The sequence below is a fragment of the Tardiphaga sp. 42S5 genome (assembly GCF_034044155.1).
Classification (GTDB): Bacteria; Pseudomonadota; Alphaproteobacteria; order Rhizobiales; family Xanthobacteraceae; genus Tardiphaga; species Tardiphaga robiniae.
Map to the genome: position 1 here is coordinate 2,501 of NZ_CP139027.1, position 16,748 is coordinate 19,248.

At 60.7% G+C, this 16,748-nt stretch carries 10 protein-coding genes, 2 tRNA genes, 2 rRNA genes and 1 riboswitch (1 of these 15 cut by a window edge); of the genes, 5 read left to right on the forward strand and 9 right to left on the reverse strand.

The features are described from left to right. The 4 genes from SFY93_RS00010 to SFY93_RS00025 all read right to left on the reverse strand — a co-directional run. Window positions 1-654: ribosomal RNA gene (locus tag SFY93_RS00010) — 23S ribosomal RNA — on the reverse strand (it extends 2,166 nt beyond the left edge of the window). A gap of 457 nt (window positions 655-1,111) precedes the next feature. After that, window positions 1,112-1,187, reverse strand: a tRNA-Ala gene (locus tag SFY93_RS00015). A 109-nt stretch (window positions 1,188-1,296) separates the two neighbouring features. After that, window positions 1,297-1,373: transfer RNA gene (locus SFY93_RS00020), tRNA-Ile, on the reverse strand. Window positions 1,374-1,574: 201 nt separating this feature from the next. Further along, a 16S ribosomal RNA gene (locus tag SFY93_RS00025) occupies window positions 1,575-3,061 on the reverse strand. Together the 16S and 23S rRNA genes with 2 tRNA genes alongside form the textbook arrangement of a ribosomal RNA operon. A gap of 836 nt (window positions 3,062-3,897) precedes the next feature. Between SFY93_RS00025 and SFY93_RS00030 the strand changes: the two genes are divergently transcribed. Beyond that, the gene (locus tag SFY93_RS00030; RefSeq protein WP_320445610.1) at window positions 3,898-5,961 is read left to right on the forward strand and encodes a M23 family metallopeptidase; all 2,064 of its coding nucleotides are present in this window, start codon (window positions 3,898-3,900) and stop codon (window positions 5,959-5,961) included. A 96-nt stretch (window positions 5,962-6,057) separates the two neighbouring features. Here the strand turns inward: SFY93_RS00030 and SFY93_RS00035 are convergent, their stop codons facing one another. Both SFY93_RS00035 and clpB read right to left on the reverse strand, forming a co-directional pair. Next, window positions 6,058-6,696: a Rossmann-fold NAD(P)-binding domain-containing protein gene (locus tag SFY93_RS00035; RefSeq protein WP_320445611.1), complete on the reverse strand. Its 639-nt coding sequence runs from the start codon at window positions 6,694-6,696 to the stop codon at window positions 6,058-6,060. Window positions 6,697-6,768: 72 nt separating this feature from the next. Further along, the gene (clpB, locus tag SFY93_RS00040) at window positions 6,769-9,405 is read right to left on the reverse strand and encodes an ATP-dependent chaperone ClpB (RefSeq protein ID WP_320445612.1); all 2,637 of its coding nucleotides are present in this window, start codon (window positions 9,403-9,405) and stop codon (window positions 6,769-6,771) included. Between the two features lie 231 nt (window positions 9,406-9,636). Between clpB and SFY93_RS00045 the strand changes: the two genes are divergently transcribed. After that, on the forward strand, window positions 9,637-10,410 hold the full coding sequence (locus SFY93_RS00045; protein ID WP_320445613.1) for an MOSC domain-containing protein: 774 nt from the start codon (window positions 9,637-9,639) through the stop codon (window positions 10,408-10,410). A 6-nt stretch (window positions 10,411-10,416) separates the two neighbouring features. On the opposite strand, the gene SFY93_RS00050 is transcribed toward SFY93_RS00045, so the two are convergent. The 3 genes from SFY93_RS00050 to metX form a co-directional block, all read right to left on the reverse strand. Next, on the reverse strand, window positions 10,417-11,061 hold the full coding sequence (locus tag SFY93_RS00050) for a TIGR02594 family protein (RefSeq protein WP_068729161.1): 645 nt from the start codon (window positions 11,059-11,061) through the stop codon (window positions 10,417-10,419). A gap of 341 nt (window positions 11,062-11,402) precedes the next feature. Beyond that, a complete protein-coding gene (gene metW / locus SFY93_RS00055) occupies window positions 11,403-12,089 on the reverse strand; it encodes a methionine biosynthesis protein MetW (protein WP_231079073.1) in 687 nt (228 codons plus the stop codon). Window positions 12,090-12,091: 2 nt separating this feature from the next. After that, the gene (gene metX, locus SFY93_RS00060) at window positions 12,092-13,294 is read right to left on the reverse strand and encodes a homoserine O-acetyltransferase MetX (protein ID WP_315843990.1); all 1,203 of its coding nucleotides are present in this window, start codon (window positions 13,292-13,294) and stop codon (window positions 12,092-12,094) included. A gap of 87 nt (window positions 13,295-13,381) precedes the next feature. Continuing rightward, a riboswitch (SAM riboswitch) is annotated at window positions 13,382-13,461 on the reverse strand. A 202-nt stretch (window positions 13,462-13,663) separates the two neighbouring features. Here metX and SFY93_RS00065 point away from each other — a divergent pair. From SFY93_RS00065 to SFY93_RS00075, 3 genes are read left to right on the forward strand one after another with little or no spacing between them, the layout of a single operon-like run. After that, window positions 13,664-14,515 (forward strand): chorismate mutase, encoded by an 852-nt coding sequence (locus SFY93_RS00065; protein ID WP_093757388.1) that lies wholly within the window; start codon window positions 13,664-13,666, stop codon window positions 14,513-14,515. A gap of 26 nt (window positions 14,516-14,541) precedes the next feature. After that, window positions 14,542-15,645, forward strand: a complete 1,104-nt coding sequence (gene hisC, locus SFY93_RS00070) for a histidinol-phosphate transaminase (RefSeq protein ID WP_093757389.1) — start codon at window positions 14,542-14,544, stop codon at window positions 15,643-15,645. Window position 15,646: 1 nt separating this feature from the next. Next, on the forward strand, window positions 15,647-16,585 hold the full coding sequence (locus tag SFY93_RS00075) for a prephenate/arogenate dehydrogenase family protein (RefSeq protein ID WP_315843993.1): 939 nt from the start codon (window positions 15,647-15,649) through the stop codon (window positions 16,583-16,585). The last annotated feature ends 163 nt before the right edge of the window (window positions 16,586-16,748 follow it).

Consider the following 16,748-nt stretch of genomic DNA (forward strand, 5'->3'; position numbering starts at 1 on the left):
TCGTTAAATTAAGTCGCTGGCCCATAATACAAAAGGTACGACGTCACCCAGAACGTATCTTGGGCTCCGTCTGTTTGTAGGTATCCGGTTTCAGGTCTATTTCACTCCCCTCGTCGGGGTGCTTTTCACCTTTCCCTCACGGTACTAGTTCGCTATCGGTCAATGAGGAGTACTTAGGCTTGGAGGGTGGTCCCCCCACGTTCAGACAGGATTTCACGTGTCCCGCCTTACTCAAGGACATATCATTGCATTACCCGTACGGGACTATCACCCTCTGAGGTCCAGCTTTCCTGACTGGTTCCGGTTGTCTTTGATATGCCACTGGCCTGGTCCGCGTTCGCTCGCCACTACTAACGGAGTCTCTGTTGATGTCCTTTCCTCCGGGTACTTAGATGTTTCAGTTCCCCGGGTTCGCTTGAAACCCCCTATGTATTCAGGAGTCTCATACCTTCAACTGATAACCGAAAATCCAAAACCACCCCGACTTACGTCGTGATGACCTTAGAGTTTCGGCTATCGAAGGTGGGTTTCCCCATTCGGAAATCTATGGATCAAAGCCTCTTCGCGGCTCCCCATAGCTTATCGCAGCGTAGCACGTCCTTCATCGCCTCTCATTGCCAAGGCATCCACCGAATACCCTTAAGACACTTGATTGCTCTCATTATCAATATCCACACACTCGGCAGAGTTTGCTGCATGCTGCTTTGCGCAACCAACGAATTGGAAACGCAAAATCCGCACGCCGGCCGTCAAGCCGTGCGCACTTCATGCAGCTGGATATGATTTAGAAAGACCAGTTTGCTTCGTAAGATCGAACCGACAACGAGGCGGTCAAGCTTCGTTGAAAAGGAATAAAGATGCGGAAGCTTTGCAAGCAAAGCGTTCGCACTCAATTCCTGGAGATTATGATTACGGCACCCGCAATTGCTTGCAGATCCGAACCTCGGAACGATCTCCTCTTTACGATGTCATAAATCCCGCAGTCGATCTCGTAAGACCGACAAGCGAAGTTATACCGCGGACTAAATCAGGCGCTGCCCATGTGGCGCGCACTGTCTGAACACACTGAATGTTTGTTACGATCTCAACGTCGCCATCCATCAGAAGTTTCTGGTGGAGGCAGACGGGATCGAACCGACGACCTCATGCTTGCAAAGCACGCGCTCTCCCAGCTGAGCTATGCCCCCGTTCCAGAAGACGAATGCTCAACGCTGTAGTTCGCGTTTTGCAGATGCGATGCTTGCGCATGTGATGTCGTGACGTGAGCAGCAGCCTTGAAAGCAAAGCGCGCAAATATGGTGGGCCTGGGAAGACTTGAACTTCCGACCTCACGCTTATCAAGCGCGCGCTCTAACCAACTGAGCTACAAGCCCTAACAACAAAGGGCTCTGCTTGTGGCACCAGCTTTCGCCGGGTGCACGACCAAGCACGCCCCAGCGTGTGTTCGTCCGCGAAGAAAGAGAAACGAAGACGGCGGTGTCCCGCCTATGCAGCTCAAACATTGATCCAATGTCTGGCCACTGATGTTTCAAAAGAGGTTCGATAGATGCAAGCATCTGAAGAACCATCCTTAGAAAGGAGGTGATCCAGCCGCAGGTTCCCCTACGGCTACCTTGTTACGACTTCACCCCAGTCGCTGACCCTACCGTGGTCAGCTGCCCCCTTGCGGTTAGCGCACTGCCTTCAGGTAGAACCAACTCCCATGGTGTGACGGGCGGTGTGTACAAGGCCCGGGAACGTATTCACCGTGGCATGCTGATCCACGATTACTAGCGATTCCAACTTCATGGGCTCGAGTTGCAGAGCCCAATCCGAACTGAGACGGCTTTTTGAGATTTGCGAGAGGTCGCCCTTTTGCATCCCATTGTCACCGCCATTGTAGCACGTGTGTAGCCCAGCCCGTAAGGGCCATGAGGACTTGACGTCATCCCCACCTTCCTCGCGGCTTATCACCGGCAGTCTCCTTAGAGTGCTCAACTAAATGGTAGCAACTAAGGACGGGGGTTGCGCTCGTTGCGGGACTTAACCCAACATCTCACGACACGAGCTGACGACAGCCATGCAGCACCTGTGCTCTATGCCCCGAAGGGAAGGTTCCATCTCTGGTACCGGTCATAGACATGTCAAGGGCTGGTAAGGTTCTGCGCGTTGCGTCGAATTAAACCACATGCTCCACCGCTTGTGCGGGCCCCCGTCAATTCCTTTGAGTTTTAATCTTGCGACCGTACTCCCCAGGCGGAATGCTTAAAGCGTTAGCTGCGCCACTAGTGAGTAAACCCACTAACGGCTGGCATTCATCGTTTACGGCGTGGACTACCAGGGTATCTAATCCTGTTTGCTCCCCACGCTTTCGTGCCTCAGCGTCAGTTATGGGCCAGTGAGCCGCCTTCGCCACTGGTGTTCTTGCGAATATCTACGAATTTCACCTCTACACTCGCAGTTCCACTCACCTCTCCCATACTCAAGACTTTCAGTATCAAAGGCAGTTCTGGAGTTGAGCTCCAGGATTTCACCTCTGACTTAAAAACCCGCCTACGCACCCTTTACGCCCAGTGATTCCGAGCAACGCTAGCCCCCTTCGTATTACCGCGGCTGCTGGCACGAAGTTAGCCGGGGCTTATTCTTACGGTACCGTCATTATCTTCCCGTACAAAAGAGCTTTACAACCCTAGGGCCTTCATCACTCACGCGGCATGGCTGGATCAGGCTTGCGCCCATTGTCCAATATTCCCCACTGCTGCCTCCCGTAGGAGTTTGGGCCGTGTCTCAGTCCCAATGTGGCTGATCATCCTCTCAGACCAGCTACTGATCGTCGCCTTGGTAGGCCTTTACCCCACCAACTAGCTAATCAGACGCGGGCCAATCTCTCGGCGATAAATCTTTCCCCGTAAGGGCTTATCCGGTATTAGCACAAGTTTCCCTGTGTTGTTCCGAACCAAGAGGTATGTTCCCACGCGTTACTCACCCGTCTGCCACTGACGTATTGCTACGCCCGTTCGACTTGCATGTGTTAAGCCTGCCGCCAGCGTTCGCTCTGAGCCAGGATCAAACTCTCAAGTTGGACTTGAAACTTTAAACCAGCTGATCACAACGTATTGACGAGGTCCCACCATACTAAATCGACCAAACCGAAATTCAGCCAATCTGCTGTCCGCGCTTCACAGCGCTAACAACGATGGTGTTAACCTTTGTTCAAAACGTGTACCGCCGAAGTCTTTCGTCCGGCCCCGTCTCAAGAAGCCGAAGCTCCCATCGAACGAGACCCGCAAGGACTCCGCCGTCCACGTTTCTCTTTCTTCAATTTAACTTGTCAAACAGCCCGACGCAGATGCGTCAATCTCCCCAAAAGGGAGAAAATCTTGTCACTCAATCACCCGACAACAGATCAGCAGCCGACACCTATCGGCCACTGAAACACTCTTCGCGGTGATGAGCTTCCGAGACACGAACAACCGCCCGGGCTGGTAGGCCCCGGCGCCGCTGCGCTCAGTGGCCGGGTTATAGGCCCCCTCACCCGAAACTGTCAACGCCATTCGTCAGAAAATCGTCACGTGCTGTGGAGGACGCTCCAGGGCCCAAAAAGCGTAGGTTTTACAGGGGTGACGCCGTACAAGAGCCACATTCCTCCGACGTTCTGAGCATGCCTTGTGCAAAGATTCTGCGTCGCCTCTGAAACTTTTTGGGGGTGGTCGAACCGGATCTGGGCCCAACGGTCTCTCGAAAGAACGAGCTGCGTCATCGCAGTGCGCTTTTGGGCCAAAGAGAACACAGCGAAAGAGTTTGCAGCATTGACGTTCGTCCATTCGGCCAGCATTTTGGCGCGCACTGTTCGACCGTCGATGCGATGTGCTTGGGGAAGACTCTTCGCATGATGCTGGGAATTCGGGGGATGTCGGCTTGAATCACGGACTGTCACGCGGTGGCGCCTATAATCGTGAGACCGGGATGATTGATCTCGGCCACGAGCCGCCGCTATCCGTTGATGGCTCCGAAGCCGCAGTCATCGATCGTCGCCGCGTCTCGGTACAATGGTTCAGTGGTACTATCCTCACAGGTCTCTGCGGCGCGGCTCTGATCGGCGGCGCCGTTTTTGCGTCGCTTGACGGCGAGATGACCTTTGCCAAGGTACCGGAGCGTGTCGAAGGCGCTCTACGCGGCGCCTTCAGTGCCACCGACAAACAAGCAAGCCTGCATAAGTCCGACCGCCTGCCGCCGCCGAGCGACTCTTCCGCCGCGCGCCAGGTACTCAAAGTCTCCACCGTCACCCGCGTCGGCAATCGCGACGTCATGCGCGTGCGGCCCTTCATCCGGATTTCCGGCAATCTGGCGATGGCGACCAGCGATCTCAGCGCCAAGATCCCGCCCTTCAATGCACAGCGCCTGCTGACCGATGTCGGCAGCCCCGCTCCGAACAGCGACGACACCGCGGTCAATCCGAATGCCGTCGAGCCCGATGCCGAAGTCTCCTTCGTCACCCGCGATCTCGGTCAGGTACTGCCGAAAGCCAAGATCGGCGCGAGTGTTGCCATCGATGAAGTCCTGATGCGCGTGCGCGACGCCTCCAACTGGCGCGGCAATACCGGCGTTCGCTACACGACGGTCGCCAGCGCCACCGGCGATATCGGCGGACAGCCCGACATGAAGATGGCCTATGCCGCCGAAGGGACCACGGCCGATCCTTATGCGGGCTTCGAAACCCGTATCGTGCCGGAAAACGTCACGCTGCTGGCCAAGACCAAGGATCAGGCGACCGGCGGCAACCCCAATGGCGAGCGTATCCATATCGTCAAGAAGGGCGATACCATCCTGACCATCCTGCGCGACCAGGGCGCGATGCCCGAGGAAGCCAAGGCGATCGCCACTACGCTGGGTGCCCGCGGCCGCGACGGCGGACTGAAGGAAGGCCAGAAAGTTCGAATCCTGATGTCGCCGGCCGGACCTGGCCAGCGCTTGCAGCCGTATCGCGTGATCGTCGCCAACGACTCCACCATCGAGGCGGTCGCCGCCCTCTCCGATCTCGGCAAATACGTCGCCGTCGATGTCTCCAGCATGAACACCGTCGCCGAAGCGCCAAGCGCATCGGATGATGACGAGGAGGATGACGGCACCGGCGTGCGGCTCTATCAGAGCATTTACGAGACAGCGCTGCGCAACAAGGTCCCGGCCACCGTCATCGAGGACATGATCCGGATCTACTCCTACGACGTGGATTTCCAGCGCAAAGTACAGCCTGGCGACTCCTTCGACGTGTTCTTCGCCGGCGAAGACGAAGGCGCCACCATCACCGAAAAGACCGAAGTGCTGTTCGCTTCGCTTACGGTGGGCGGCGAAACCAAGAAATACTATCGCTTCCTGACCACCGACGACTCGGTCGTCGACTACTATGACGAGACCGGCAAGAGCGCGAAGAAGTTCCTGGTCCGCAAACCCGTCAATAACGCCATCATGCGTTCGGGCTTCGGCGGACGCCGCCACCCGATCCTCGGCTACACCAAGATGCATACCGGCGTGGACTGGTCGACACCCTACGGCACCCCGATTTTCGCATCCGGCAACGGCGTGATCGAAAAGGCCGCCTGGGAAGGCGGCTACGGCAAATATATCCGCATCAAGCACAATAACGGCTACGAGACCGCCTACGGTCATATGTCGGCCTTTGCCAAGGGCATGGAGCCTGGCAAGCGCGTGCGGCAGGGCCAGGTCATCGGCTTCGTCGGTTCGACCGGCATGTCCACCGGCGCCCACGTTCACTACGAAATTCTGGTCAACGGCCGCTTCGTCGATCCGATGCGCGTGAAACTGCCGCGCGGCCGCTCGCTCGAAGGGCCGATCATGGCCGGCTTCGAGAAGGAACGTGACCGGATCGACGCCCAGATGACCATGCGTGGCCCCGGCGCCCGCGTGTCCGACGCAGGCGTGACCGGCGCGGTGCCACCAGCACGGCCGACGACCAGCCGCTAGATTCGTATTTTTCGCCTTGTTCTGAGCGTCAGACCAACGCCGCGTGGGCCAGGGGACACTCGGGATAGTGGCAAAAGGGACGCTGAGGTCCGGCGATCAATCCGCAGCGAGCTCTGCAGACCCGATCAGGTGAACACCAGGCGCGCCGGTTACAGCCGCCTCGATCAATGCATCGGCGATCTTGTCGGCGGGGCTGATCCGGTAGCTGCGCGGCAGAACTGGACCCAGCACACCGAGCACCGCCGCCGCGACGTGCTCGCCCAGCCGGAATTCGTCGCGATCACCGCCGATCAGGCCCGGCCGCACAATCGTCAAAGACGAAAAGCCCATTGCCTTCAGCGCTTCCTCTACTTCGCCTTTGGTACGCGGATAAAGCAGCTTTGAGCGCGCATTGGCACCCACCGACGAATTGAGCGCGAAACGGCTAGCGCCGTGCTTGCACGCCAGCCGCGCGACTTCGAGCGGGTAATCATAATCCACAACGCGAAACGCCTGATCCGAGCCGGCCTTGGCGCGCGTCGAGCCGAGTGCACAGATCGCACCATCGACGTCCCACCAGTCGGCCTCGGCTGGTAACCGGTCGAAATCGACCAGCGGGTTGTCGAGCTTCGCATGTGCCTCGAGCGGCCGCCGCGTCGGTGCAACGATGCGCGTGATCCGACTGTCGGCAAGCGCATTGGCGATAACATGGCGACCGACAAGGCCGGTAGCGCCGGCGACGAGGATGCGGGTCATGATCTTTCTCCGACGTGGAAACGGCCTGAACCGTGAGGTTCAGGCCGTTTCGTTGCGTTTAAACCCGCGCCGTCAGTTCAGCTGCCGCTTCGGCACCGGCGCCTCGAACTCGGCGATCTCCGCGGTCCGGGCCGGCTTGCCGTTGAAGGTCAGGACGTTGCCGGCGGTGCTTATGTCGACATGGTCGCCGTCCTTGACGTCGCCGGCGAGGATCATCTCGGCCAGCGGATCCTGGACGTTGCGCTGGATCACGCGTTTCAGGGGGCGGGCGCCGTAGGCGGGATCCCAGCCCTTGTCGGCGAGCCAGTCGCGCGCATCGTCGTGCAGCACCAGCGTGATCTTGCGATCTTCCAGCAGCTTGGTGAGCCGCGCGAACTGGATCTGGACGATCCGGCCCATTTCGCTCTTCTGCAGGCGATGGAACAGAATGATCTCGTCGACGCGGTTGAGAAATTCCGGCCGGAAATGGGCGCGGACATTGCCCATCACCAGTTCGCGCACCGCTGACGTATCCTCGCCCTCGGGCTGGTTGACCAGGAATTCCGAACCGAGATTCGACGTCATGATGATCAGCGTGTTGCGGAAATCGACGGTGCGGCCCTGGCCATCGGTCAGGCGGCCGTCGTCGAGCACCTGCAGCAGCACGTTGAACACATCCGGATGCGCCTTCTCGACCTCGTCGAACAGCACGACCTGATAGGGCCGCCGCCGCACGGCTTCGGTGAGCGCGCCGCCCTCATCATAGCCGACATAGCCCGGAGGCGCGCCGATCAGGCGTGAGACCGAGTGCTTCTCCATATATTCGGACATGTCGAGACGAACCATCGCGGTGTCATCGTCAAACAGATACGACGCCAGCGCCTTGGTCAGCTCGGTCTTGCCGACGCCGGTGGGGCCGAGGAACATGAACGAGCCGATCGGCCGATTGGGATCCTGCAGACCGGCACGCGAACGGCGGACTGCCGTCGCCACCGCACGCACGGCTTCGGCCTGGCCGACGACGCGCTCGCCGAGGCTCAGCTCCATCCGCAACAGCTTGTCCTTCTCGCCTTCGAGCATCTTGTCGACCGGCACGCCGGTCCAGCGCGAAACAACCTGCGCGATGTGATTGGCGGTGACCGCCTCTTCCATCATCTCGGAATTCTCGTTGGCTTCGATATCGGCCAGCCGCTTTTCAAGGTCGGGAATCCGGCCATAGGCCAGCTCACCGGCGCGTTGATATTCGCCGCGGCGCTGTGCTTCGGCCAGTTCGAGGCGCAAGCCGTCGAGCTCGCTCTTGAGCTTCTGCGCATTCGACAACTTGTTCTTCTCGGCCGACCAGCGCTGGGTGAGCGCTGCCGATTTCTCTTCGAGCTCGGCGAGTTCCTTCTTGAGCGTTTCGAGCCTGCTCTTCGAGCCGGCATCGGTTTCCTTGCCAAGCGCCTCCTGCTCGATCTTGAGCCGGATGATCTCGCGGTCCATCGAGTCGAGTTCTTCGGGCTTGGAATCGACCTGCATCTTCAATCGCGCCGAAGCCTCGTCCATCAGGTCGATGGCTTTGTCCGGCAGGAAGCGATCGGTGATGTAGCGGTTCGACAGCGTGACGGCAGCGACCAGCGCGCTATCCGTGATGCGGACGCCGTGATGCTGTTCGTATTTGTCCTTGAGGCCGCGCAGGATCGAGACGGTGTCTTCCACCGTCGGCTCGGCCACGAAGATCGGCTGGAAGCGCCGCGCCAGCGCCGCGTCCTTCTCCACATGCTTACGATATTCGTCGAGCGTGGTGGCGCCGATGCAATGCAGTTCGCCGCGGGCGAGCGCAGGCTTCAGCAGGTTCGACGCATCCATTGCGCCATCGCCCTTGCCGGCGCCGATCAGCTGATGCATTTCGTCGATGAACAGGATGATGCCGCCCTCGGCCGAAGTGACCTCGCCGAGCACAGCCTTCAGCCGCTCCTCGAACTCGCCGCGATATTTCGCGCCGGCGATGAGCGCACCGAGATCGAGCGACAGCAGGCTCTTGTCCTTCAGGCTCTCTGGCACGTCGCCATTGAGGATGCGCAGCGCGAGACCTTCAACGATGGCGGTCTTGCCGACGCCGGGCTCGCCGATTAGCACCGGATTGTTCTTGGTCCGCCGCGACAGCACCTGGATGGTGCGGCGGATTTCTTCGTCGCGGCCGATCACCGGGTCGAGCTTGCCATCCCGCGCGGCCTGGGTCAGGTCGCGGGCATATTTCTTCAGCGCGTCATAAGCGTTTTCGGCCGTGGCGCTGTCCGCCGTGCGGCCCTTGCGCAGCGCATTGATCGCGGCATTGAGATTTTGCGGAGTGACGCCGCCCTTGTTGAGCAGGCTGCCGGCTTCGGAGTCCTTGTCGAGCGCCAGCGCAAGCAGCAGCCGCTCCACGGTGACGAAACTGTCGCCGGCCTTTTCGGCGGCCTTTTCGGCGGCATCGAAGGCGCGCGCAGTTGCCGGCGCCAGATAGACCTGCCCGGCCCCGGCGCCCGAGACCTTGGGCATCTTGCCCAGCTCGGTTTCCGTCGCCTTCAGGATGGCGCGGGAGTTGCCGCCGGCGCGGTCGATCAGGCCGCCGGCCAGACCTTCGCTGTCGTCCAGCAGAACTTTCAGAATGTGCAGCGGCGAGAATTGCTGATGGCCCTCGCGCACGGCCAGCGACTGCGCCGACTGGATAAAGCCGCGCACCCGTTCGGTGTATTTCTCAATATTCATTGTGTGTTGTCCCTCGGCCTGCCCTGTCCGCCTCGAAAGCACGGATAGGGCATCTTCATTGGGTTTCCGCGGGCCGCATTGATGGTGGTCAACCGGCCGCAGTCGTCGCTGGCGTCAAAACCAGCTTGATGCAAATGTGGGCAGCCAGTTCCCGAAACGGAAGGGGTCCGCATAAAATTCCAATCGGCCAGGCGATGGCGCCGCGGGCCCAAATCTCTTAAGACCGGAACCATGCCAGAACAGTCTTACGCCAGCGTTGCCAGCATCTACCGCTATCCCGTGAAGGGCCTGACGCCCGAGCCGCTGGAAGAAGTCACGCTGAAGCCCGGCCAGACCCTGCCGGCCGACCGGAGCTATGCCATCGAGAACGGCCCGATCGGGTTCGACCCGGCAGCACCGCAATATTTTCCCAAGACCCAGTTTCTGATGCTGATGCGCAACGAGCGCCTGGCGGCGCTCCGCAGCCACTACGACGACGCCAGCCATACGCTGACGATCCGGCAGGACAATGTGGAGGCAGCGCGAGCCGATCTGCAGACGGCCGAAGGACGTGCGGAGATCGAAGCGTTCTTCGCTGCAAATTTTGCCGATGAATTGCGCGGACCACCCAAGGTGCTGTTCGCGGACGGCCATAGCTTTTCGGACGTGCCGCGCAAGGTGGTGTCGATCATCAACCTTGCCAGCGTCAAAGATCTCGAAAAGGCAGCCGGGCAGACGGTGCATCCGCTGCGCTTTCGCGGCAACCTGCATGTAGCGGGCTGGCCAGCCTGGCATGAATTCGAGCTGATCGACCGGACGCTCGCCATCGGCAGCACCCGGCTCAAAGTGGTGAAGCGCATCGTCCGCTGTGCAGCGACCAATGTTGATCCGGATACGGCCGCGCGGGATTTGACGATTCCGAAAACGCTGCTGCAGACCTACGGTCACGCCGATTGCGGAATTTACGCTGAGGTCATCACCGGCGGCAGGATCACCGCCGGCGACAAGATCGTCGTCGAAGAATAGACGAGCTCAGCTCGTCGGCATCACGTAGGCGTAAACGCGACCACGCGAATACACCGACTCGGCGACGCGGTTGCCGTGATTGCCGGAGACGATGATCGGGTTGCCCTTGGCATCGACGCCCGAGACGACACCGACATGACCGCCGCGACGACCGCGCGACATCACGGCGATGGCGCCGACCTGCGGACCGGAGATGCGCTGGCCATAGCTCGAGAACGAGCGCGCCATATCAGACCCGGTGCCTTGATGGCCGGTGCGCTTCAATACGAGGTTCATGAACGCTGCGCACCACAAACGACCGCGGGCGGTCGGATTGCCGCGGCCGATGAAGCTGCGCGCTGCATCGACGATGCCTGAACCGCCGAAGCCGCCGGAAGGCTGGTTCATGCTTGCATTGGCGTTATTGAAATTTGTGGAGTCGCCGAACGAAGGCGCCTGCTGTTCGACTCGGGCACTGCGCCGTGCATACCGCGCGCGATGCCGGACGTGATGACGCGTGCTGTGTGTGTACTTGCCGACGTGGTGCGAATGACGCGAAGCGCCGTGATGAGGACGTGCCGACGCGGGAGAGACTGACGCGAGAACTGCCGCCGAACACACCGCAAGAGCCGAGATGCGAAGTGCACGGCGATACGCAAAGAACTGAACCATACCGAATTTTTCCTCTTAACACCCCCGAACCCCATCGGCCCAAATACGCGGGCCAACAATCGGGACGGGCGTGGTAACGAAGTTGGTATGGCGATAACAAGACCTAGAACGGTTCAAGTGACGATTTTTTAACGGCGACGTCGGAGTGAATCGCTTCAACTTCAACGGACGCCATACGTATAGACATAGCAGCCACCCATTCGACAGAATGTGCGCTTATATTACCTATTCGAATTAGCTTTTACTCACATCTTTGGCGTGTATCGCAGGCCGACACACGGCGTGAAAAGCCGCATGGAATGCGGTATTTCTGTTTCCATCAGGCAGAAATCTACACGCGATCAGGGTTGCGCCGATTTACTCGCGCGGCTCAGCAGGAAAACGCCCTGCTCCCCGAACATGTTCCAGAACCACCACGGCGCATTGAGGCGCAGCGGACGGCCATAGAGATCGAGCGCAACGGCCCGCTCCATCTTCACGTTGATCTCGTCGCACAGCTGCACGAAGTCCTTGATGGTGCAGAAGTGAATGTTCGGCGTGTCGTACCACGTCGCCGGCAGATTCTCCGTACGTGGCATGCGTCCGCCGACAAGCAACTGCACGCGCATTTTCCAGAAGCCGAAATTCGGAAACGACACGATCGCGCTGCGGCCGATGCGCAGCAGATTTTCCAGCACGACGCGCGGCTGCCGCGTCGCCTGCAGCGTCTGCGACAGGATCACGTAGTCGAACGCATCGTCGGGATAGTTGATCAAGTCCGTATCGGCGTCGCCCTGCACCACTGCGAGGCCTTTGCCGACACAGCGGTTGACGCCCTCGCGCGACAATTCGATGCCGCGGCCGTCAATGCCGCGGCTTTCCAGCAATTGCAGCAGATCGCCATCGCCGCAGCCCACGTCGAGCACCTTCGAGCCCGGCTTGATCATCTCCGCGACCAGGAGGTGATCGCCGCGATAGTCCTGCGTGCCGCGCGGCGCCGGCGTCGCCACCGCAGAATTCAGCGGCAAGGTCTGTTGTGGAAACGCCATCTCTATGTCCCCGTAACAGGCAGGCCGCGCACGGAAGCTGCGGAGTTCAGGAATGCACCGGCGATATCGAGGAACTCGGGCACGTCGAGCAGGAAGGCATCATGACCCTTGTCGGTTTCGATCTCCGCAAAGGACACGCGGACGCCGCCGGCATTCAGCGCATGCACGACGTCGCGCGATTCTGCCGTCGGGAACAGCCAGTCTGATGTGAACGACATCAGACAGAAACGCGTCTGCGTATCGCGAAACGCTTCCGCAAGCTTGCCGTTGTGGTCGGCTGCGATATCGAAATAGTCCATCGCACGCGTCAGATAGAGATAGGAGTTGGCATCGAAGCGCTCGACGAAGGACGAGCCCTGATAGCGCAGATAGCTCTCGACCTGAAAATCCGCATCGAAGGAGAATGTCGGCAACTCCCTGTCCTGCATGCGGCGGCCGAACTTGCGGTGCAAGGCGGCATCCGACAGATAGGTGATATGCGCGGCCATCCGCGCGACGCCGAGGCCGCGATGCGGATGTGTGCCTTCCTCGAAGTAGCGCCCGCCCCGCCAATCGGGATCGGCCATGACAGCCTGGCGGCCCAACTCATGGAACGCGATATTCTGCGCCGAGTGCCGCGTGCTGCAGGCAACCGCCAGCGCGGAGAACACCCGCTCCGGATAGGCCGCGGTCCATTGCAGCGTCTGCATACCGCCCATGGAGCCGCCGACGACGCAAAACAACTGACCGATACCGAGACTGTCGATCAGCATCGCCTGCGCACGCACCATGTCGGGAATGGTGATGACCGGAAAATCCAGTCCCCAGATCTTGCCAGTGGCGGGATTGGTCGAGGCCGGACCGGTCGAGCCCATGCAGCCGCCGAGCACGTTCGAACAGATGATGAAGTAGCGTTCGGTATCGAGTGCCTTGCCGGGGCCGACCAGCGTCTGCCACCAGCCGGGCTTGCCGGTGATCGGATTGATATTGGCGACGTGCTGGTCGCCGGTCAAAGCGTGGCAGACCAGGATGGCATTGGATTTGTCGGCGTTGAGAGTTCCGTAGGTCTGATAGGCGATCTGGAACGGGGCGAGGTCGATGCCGCAATCGAGCCGCAGCGGCTGATCCATGCCAAAACCCGCGACCAGCGAGGTCGGATGATCGGCTTCATGTCCACGCTCATCGGGGCGGACAACCGGACTCTTCACCAGTTCGACATTTACCATCTTGATACCGGCCTCCTCAGGAGGTTCTCAAACCAAAACCGGAATCAGGCCATAAAAAACCCGGCCTGAACAAATAGCTCGGCCGGGATCAAACTGTCCCCGGCCTGTTTAGCGAGTTGTTTAACGTGGCTGCAAGCCGGCCGGCTCAAATGACCACGGAAGAACCAGAAACTAGTCCCACACCCGCCTGCCGTCAATATGGGCATCCCCCGGTCAAATTGCCCAACTGCCCTGCGGCCAAATCTTCCATGTTTTCTTTGCTTTCCGGCACCGTCTTACCTAATCAATGGCCGTGCCCGCCGGCTCCCCGGAGCCGGCCCGGCAAGCTCGACGGGACCTATCACGCCTCCCGTCCCGAAGGTTTTGAACATGTCGAAATTACCACCCGCCCCGCCCTCGCTGGATGAACTGCGCAAAGAGATCGACAGCATCGACGCGCAGGTTCACGCCCTGTTGATGCAGCGCGGCGACATCATCGACCGGCTGATTTCGGTGAAGCAGACCCAGGAGGTCGGCTCGGCCTTTCGGCCGGCGCGCGAGGCCGACATGATGCGCCGTCTGGTGCAGCGCCATCGCGGCATCCTGCCGATCGACACCGTCGAGAGCATCTGGCGGGTGATCATCTCGACTTTCACTTACGTTCAGGCGCCGTTCTCGGTGCATGCGGATCTGTCGCTCGGCGAGAGCGCTATGCGAGATTCCGCGCGCTTTCATTTCGGCTTCACGGTGCCCTACGTCGCGCATTTCAGCGCCGCCGCAGCGGTCGAGGCCGTGGCCAAGTCCAAGGGCGATCTCGCGCTGGTCTCGGCGACGTCCAGCCGCACGCCGTGGTGGATCCCGCTGGAAGCCCAGGGCGCGCCGAAGATCATCGCGCGCCTGCCGTTCATCGAACGCGCCGACCATCCGGCCGCATTGCCGGTGTTCGTGGTGTCGCGCGTTGCTGACAGCGCCATGGTGACCGAGGTCGAGATGTGGAGCGTGCGGGTGTCCGGCTGGAATGCCGAGACCGCGCGTGCGCTGTCGCCGCTGGCCGAAATCGTCGCCGTGCCGGATACCGCCTTTGACGGCGCGGCGCTGCTGATCTCGATCACGAGAGCCTCCAGCCTCGACAAGATCAAGTCGGCGCTGATCGAAGCCGGCGCCTCGGTGCGCTCCACGGCTCTCGTCGGCAGCCACGCAACCCGCTATACCGTGGCCGCCAGCGACGCACCGCGTTCGTAAGCCAATCTGACGTTCTGGAGTTGAAGATGTCCCGTCCTGTGCCGAAGCCCGGCATTCTCGATATCGCGCCCTACACCCCTGGCAAGAGCCCGGTGGTGGAGCCCGGCCGCAAGACCTACAAGCTCTCGGCCAACGAGACCCCGTTCGGTCCGTCGGCGCGCGCCAAGGACGCCTTCGCCACCGCTGTCGCGCATCTCGAGGATTATCCGGAAGGCACGTCGAAGGTGCTGCGCGAGGCGCTAGGCCACCGCTTCGGCCTCGATCCCGCGCAGATAATCTGTGGCGCCGGCTCCGATGAAATTCTCAACCTGATTGCGCATGTCTATCTCGGCCCCGGCGACGAGGCGATTTCGACCGCACACGGCTTCCTGGTCTACCCGATCGCCACCCAGGCGAACGGCGCCACCAATGTGGTCGCTCCGGAAACTAACTTCACCTGCAACGTCGACGCGATCCTGAACTGCGTCACGCCGCGCACCAAGCTGGTGTGGCTGGCGAACCCGAACAACCCGACTGGCACCTATCTGCCGTCCTCCGAGATCAAGCGCCTGCGCGCCGGCCTGCCGGAGCACGTGCTGCTGGTGCTCGACGCCGCATACTGGGACTACGTGACCAAGGGCGACTACGACAACGGCCTGGAGCTGGCGAAGACCACCGAGAATACTGTCGCCACCTACACCTTCTCGAAGGTGCACGGCTTGGCCGCCTTGCGGATCGGCTGGATGTTCGGCCCGGCGCACATCGTCGATGCGATGAACCGGATTCGTGGGCCGTTCAACGTCTCGGCGCCGGCGATGATGGCCGCGGTGGGGGCGATCGAGGACACCGGCCATGTCGAGATGTCGCGCACATACACCGCCAAGTGGATCGGCATCCTGACCGAGGAAATCACCAAGCTCGGCATCGAGGTGACGCCAAGCGTGGCCAATTTCTTGCTGATGCATTTTCCGGCGACCGGCAAGACCGCAGCAGATGCCGATGCGTTCCTGACCAGGCGCGGGCTGGTGCTGCGCGCCGTGACCAATTACGGCCTGCCGAACTCGCTGCGCATGACCATCGGCACCGAGGAAGCCAACAGGCTGGTGATCGAGACGCTGCGTGAATTCATGGCATCGAATTCGGGGCAATGACGTGAGCGCCACGCCGCCCTTCAAACGTATCGCGCTGATCGGGCTTGGCCTGATCGGCTCGTCGCTGGCGCGCGGCATCCAGCAGCTCGGCCTTGCCGGTGAACTCGTTGCCACCGACAATTCGGCGGCCGTGCGTGCACGCGCCGTGGAAATCAAGCTCGCCGACCGCATCGCCGACGACAATGCCAGCGCCGTCAAGGATGCCGATCTGGTCATCGCCTGCGTCCCCGTCGGCGTGGCGGGCGACGTTGCGAAAAGTATCGCGGCGCATCTTTCGCCCGGCGCGATCGTGTCCGACGTCGGTTCGGTGAAAGCCTCCGTGCTGCACGCGATGTCGGAATATCTACCGGACAATATCCACTTCATTCCCGCGCATCCGGTCGCCGGCACGGAAAACTCCGGTCCGGATTCCGGCTTCGCCGAATTGTTCAGCAATCGCTGGTGCATTCTGACGCCGCCTGAGGGCGCGGATCCCGCGGCCGTCGAGAAGCTCACCGGCTTCTGGGCTGCATTGGGCGCCAATGTCGAGATCATGCAGGCCGCGCATCACGATCTGGTGCTCGCGGTCACCAGCCATCTGCCGCATCTGATCGCTTATACAATCGTAGGCACGGCCGACGAGCTCGAAGACGTCACGAGGTCGGAAGTGCTGAAGTTCTCCGCGGGCGGTTTCCGCGATTTCACCCGTATCGCAGCATCAGACCCGACCATGTGGCGTGACGTGTTCCTCGCCAACAAGGACGCAGTGCTGGAAATGCTCGGCACCTTCCAGGAAGACCTGTCGAAACTGACCCGTGCGATCCGCCGCGACGATGGCGATGCGCTGTTCGAGCACTTCACCCGCACCCGCGCGATCCGCCGCGGCATCGTCAGCATCGGTCAGGATGAAGCGGCACCGGACTTCGGGCGCAAGCATCAGGCGCTGACGAAGAAGGATTGAGGCTCTTCTTCCCTTCTTCCCTTCTTCCCTTCTTCCCTTCTTCCCTTCTTCCCTTCTTCCCTTCTTCCCTTCTCCCCTTGCGGGAGAAGGTGGCGCGGACGAAGTCCGTGCCGGAAGAGGGGTGAGATGGAGTTCTGCTGCCCCTCTCCCGTCTCGAACCGCT